Origin of the sequence: Flavilitoribacter nigricans DSM 23189 = NBRC 102662 (assembly GCF_002646595.1) — a bacterium.
Lineage (GTDB): Bacteria > Bacteroidota > Bacteroidia > Chitinophagales > Saprospiraceae > Flavilitoribacter > Flavilitoribacter nigricans.
On sequence record NZ_PDUD01000098.1, the window covers coordinates 1 to 4,806 of the forward strand.

A 4,806-nucleotide genomic window follows, 5' to 3' on the forward strand; every position below is an offset into this window, starting at 1 on the left:
GGAAAAGGCCAACAAGAAAAGATGAATTGTTCCGTGAACCGCCGTATACGAGATCCGTACGTACGGTGGTGTGAGAGGCGCACCCCAGTCAACTATGGCTGGGGCCGTCTACTCGATTATGGGCTGGGTTTTCCCTATTAAAAATAAACATTGTGAAATCCTATTGCTAATAAAACCAAAAATGTAAATCCATAGAACGGTAATAGAGTGCTCGAAAACATAACCTTTCCAATTCCTTCAACTTCATTTTCGAATCGAGTGTAATTCAATGAGTAAAGATACTCATCTGAATCTTTCCTATTTTCAATTACCCAATCATATAATTTTCTGTAACATTTTTCTTTGTGCAGAAAAAACGCATCTAAATACCAAAATACAAGGACGGGTAAGCATAGTATAAAACTTAAATAGGTTACGTCGTCCGATAATAGAGTATCTTTAGATAATGCAAGTATTACGGCTACTAACGAAATCAGCCACCCTTTTAATAAGAAAGAGTTATTCGCCATTCGAGTAATCACCGCTTGGATTAGATCTATTTCCTTATGAAGTATTTCCTGTTTCATAGCAATGTGATTTTGGATTAAGCTGGTACCGATTGGAACAACTTATCTTTACGATCTTGTATTTTGTTAGAAAGATTTTCCTCAATTTGGAACCTCATTTCTTTTAGCTGTTTGATGCTAAAGGATTCCGTAAAAGGAAGATGAATTTTATCTTTTTTTAAAACCTCTTGATGCCAATCCTCATATTCTTCTTCTACAAATTGTTTTTTGACCAGTTCATCATGTGACCGTTCAGCAAGGATATATAAGCGCAGTTCAGGCGCAATTGTTTGAATTGCATACTTATATTCCAAATGACAATAGTTACACTTGTCGGGCCTTGAATTAAAAATAACGTTCTGTATTAATTGGATAAAGGCAAATGAAGCACAGCAATTTTCCTCAAGTTTCTTTTCTACCATTGTGTTATCTCCTTCATGTGATGGATAGTAGAAACCTTTAAGTTTTTCACATAATAATCTATTAATTGCCCTAGCTAATAGATTTATGTTTTTTTGCTCTGCATCAGCTAACTCTCTCTTCCAATCCCTCGGCATTAAAACATACTTTATGAAATGCTGATAATTCAGATGAACTATATTTAATTCAACGGGGTTTACTTTTCGACTCGTAAAGGATAGGAAATAATCATTACCACAATTGTCAAGAATAGTAAGTACTTCTTCAAAATATTCTATTTGTCTATCATTCCAATTTGGAATTAAAGTTTCATATATTAATTTGTAAGCCAAATCAAAACCTAACTCATCATTATCTTTTCTTTTGTTCAGAAGATACAATGATTCACTAACTTGTACACTTGGCTTCTCTGATTCAAACTGCTCAATCTTCTTTTTGGTTGCTGATATAATTTGTCTCCGTTCATTGAACCAACCTTTATTTCCATATTCCTCACATAACTTTGTATGCTCTTTACTGTCGCTAACCGCATTATACTTACGGGCAGCATAAATCTCAATTAATTTATTTGTTATTTCCTCTTGCATGATCGTGTTTAATTATTTAGGCTCGTTTTCATCCAATCGTCTCTTCAACCTTCTAATCTCTGCTTTAAGATTTTCAGTTTCTTCTTTCTCTGTATTCTCTTTTTTTTCTCTTATTTCGCTAACTTGAATAAGTCTATACAGTTCTAATAATTCACTATTTTGCTTTGGATTTAATACTGACTTTGACGCTAACTGATTGATTCTTTTCTCAATACTTCCTTCTTTTTTAGTCGACAATTTAGTCAGGTAAGATAAATATGTTTCATCGTTATCGACATCTTCGATTTCAAATACCTCGTCATAGATTTCTTGAATTTCTTTCCCAATGAAATTATTCTCAAATTGGGTTAGTGTAAATTTATGTGCACCTTTACGCTTGTTTAAAACCGCAACTTCTCTTTCCAGGCATCCAGATACAACTAACGGACTGTGTGCAGTCAGCAGAAATTGAATATTTGGAAAATTATTTCTTAGAATTCCAACGATTTTTTGTTGCCATATCGGGTGTAAGTGAGCATCCACTTCATCAATGAGAACGATCCCTTTTTGAGATAAAAGATTCTTTTCCTTTATCTCAGGGTAAAGAGACTTTAAGTAGTAATAGATCAAAATAATTATTGAAATAACTGACAGTGTTCCTTGAGATACCTTCTGTAAAAGTATCGGTTCATTATTACCCTCGGTAGAAACTTCAATGTCTATAGTTGATTGACCGAAATATTCTTTAACATTTTTGATTTCAAAAGTGTTATTCGTCAATTCTCCGATCGTATCAGTGATAAGCTTAACAAGAGACGAATCATTAATAGCAGACTCAATACTTTTTTTCCTCCTGCTAAATTTCAAAATATCATTTCCAAATACAAAAAGTTTATCCTGCAATAACTTGTCAAAAGGATATTCTTGAATGAAATATGAAGCACCAATCTCACAAAGTTCTCCGCTTAATTCATCTTTAATAGGGGAAATAGCTCTTGTGGGGTGAATATTTCTTATGGCTGGTATCGCAAGCATTGGTACTATTCCAATTGTTTCAATAAATTGGCACTCGTTGTAATGGGTAAGTTTAATTTCTTCACTTTGATGAACCGATAGTTTTAAAACAGAATAATTATATAGCTTGTAATCTACATCCATTATTTTTTTCTCATTTCTTAACAAGCAGGGAATAAGTCTTAATAAGTGAGTTTTTCCATACCCATTTCGCCCGAGCAATAGATTAATGTTTGGTTGTAAATCCCACCTTATTTCATCAAATATCGAAACGCCTTCAATGAGTAACTCATCGATGATTATTGGGTTTTTGACATTGAAGTAGAATTTTAGCTTATCCCTTTTCTCAGTCAACTCTTTGACTTTATCTTGCTTATTTATCCTGCTATAGCAATCAACCAATGCTTCAAGTATTTCAATTTCATTAGTTGCTTCAGACGCATTTTCCAATTGCTTTTCAAGAAAGTTAATCTGATTTCTTGTATCCTTTGAAGCCTGAAACCTATGCTCAACAATACTTTTAATGTGTGACACCACATTTAGATATGCTTCATCTTTATTTTTGAATTTACTTATGGGCTTAGTATCCTTTGGCAAGAACTGTAAGTTTGCAAAAGGAGTATTCCTCCAATCACACTCTTTAATTAAAATTGGAATCACTCTTAAGTCTCCCTTTTGGTGCCTTTCTAAGGCTTCGTACATTTCATCAGAATAGCAATATTCAGAAGCTATAAAGTCAGGGCTAACTAATTGTAATATGATATCCGAATTTTCAAGATTTCTTTTTATTTCCTCTTCCCATTCTAATCCAGGAACAATTTCTGAATCATACCACACCTCAATTTTTTTCTGCCTTTTCAATGGCATAAGGTGAGTATCTAATTCATCTCTAAAGATTTTATCTTTATGGGAATACGAAATAAAAACATTTAAACCCTCTTCACTTTCTGAACTATTTTCTTCTGTTGCTTGAATTTCGTCTAACAGCACAAGTAAAGTATTTGTGATTCGATTTCTTTCAATCAAAATTTCCTTTTGTCCAACTACTCCCAGTCTTTCATTCCTATCTATTTGGTTCAATCTCGATTTTAGAATAATCACCTCTTCCTTAGCAGATTTTGTACTTCTATACTCTTCGAAGTAATCTAACAAAGCGTCAATAGCTTTACTTACCGCCCCCCTTGTAATTAACGATATGATTGTTTCTGTTATCATTGTCTGTTTTTGTTTTTTACTCCGTGAGCATGGACGCTGTGCTTCCCTGTGTAGGCTTTGGGCTGCATTGGTGGCCATTCATTGTTCTCGAATTTTATTGCACTTTACTCTAAATGCACAGTCCAACGCTGTGCGAAAATATCAGGGGTAATTTTAATTCTATACGAATAAGTTTTGCCTTTTTTAAACTGGTTACCTAACATACGATTGGATAGTTCGGTATGGCTCGAAAAATATCCACCAGGCCCTCTATTCACAACGTAGTAATAATATCTAACTTCAATATAATGAGCCCCAGGAGACACGTACACATCTTTCGATTGTCCTCCATAAATATCGCCAATATTATTTCCGTCAATGTAAATCCCAACTGCATGGTCGTTTCTATTGCTCCGTATAAAAAACAATGGATGGAAAGCCAGTGTGAGCTCTCGTTTTGTTCTAAAGAATGTTAATTTTATACTTTCTTTTTCTTCTTTTATTTCTATGTCTATTTTTTTTATTACTAAATCTACAAAATTCATTGGGTCTAATATATTTAAATCCAAATAACCAATAGTGTGTAATAGTCCTGGAATTTCTGTATCATCAAACCTTGCTGGCAAAATGTACTCTTTGTTTTCAATTAAAGCTCTTGCTTGACTACTTTTTCTTTCGTGGTTTGTCCATACTTTTTGGGCATAATGTTTTGAAATAAACATTATCACATATTTTGCTCTCTTTGAGTACACCTCGCTTAAATGGTCATAAAGATTTACGCCCCACAGTTTGTCTGTTTCATATTCATCGTAAAAGACTTTAACGCCTCGTTCTTTCAGTAAAAAGGCAACTTTACTAACGTATTGACGGTCTTCGCCAGCAAAGGATAAGGCTATATCATATTTTATATCCATTGTTTTCTTTTATAGTTTCCGAGAACTTGCCCATAACGTTTCGCTAGACGATCGGCCGAAGCTTCAGCGGAGGCTGGACGGCTAGCGGATGTTGGGCGATCGTCCCATATTTATTTTCCAGGCCCCGCTCGACTACATGTTATGTCTTTCCCT

General features: G+C 34.2%; 4 protein-coding genes. All 4 read right to left on the reverse strand.

Annotated elements, in window-relative coordinates; genetic code table 11:
• Positions 1–137: 137 nt before the first annotated feature.
• From CRP01_RS41445 to CRP01_RS41460, 4 genes are read right to left on the reverse strand one after another with little or no spacing between them, the layout of a single operon-like run.
• Positions 138–566 carry a hypothetical protein gene (locus CRP01_RS41445; protein WP_099155998.1) on the reverse strand — a complete coding sequence of 143 codons (429 nt, stop codon included), beginning with the start codon at positions 564–566 and terminating at the stop codon, positions 138–140.
• Between the two features lie 17 nt (positions 567–583).
• Complete coding sequence (locus CRP01_RS41450; protein ID WP_099155999.1) at positions 584–1,552, reverse strand: hypothetical protein; 969 nt, start codon at positions 1,550–1,552, stop codon at positions 584–586.
• Between the two features lie 12 nt (positions 1,553–1,564).
• The gene (locus CRP01_RS41455; RefSeq protein WP_099156000.1) at positions 1,565–3,838 is read right to left on the reverse strand and encodes a TIR domain-containing protein; all 2,274 of its coding nucleotides are present in this window, start codon (positions 3,836–3,838) and stop codon (positions 1,565–1,567) included.
• A gap of 26 nt (positions 3,839–3,864) precedes the next feature.
• Complete coding sequence (locus CRP01_RS41460) at positions 3,865–4,653, reverse strand: toll/interleukin-1 receptor domain-containing protein (RefSeq protein WP_099156001.1); 789 nt, start codon at positions 4,651–4,653, stop codon at positions 3,865–3,867.
• Positions 4,654–4,806: the final 153 nt, after the last annotated feature.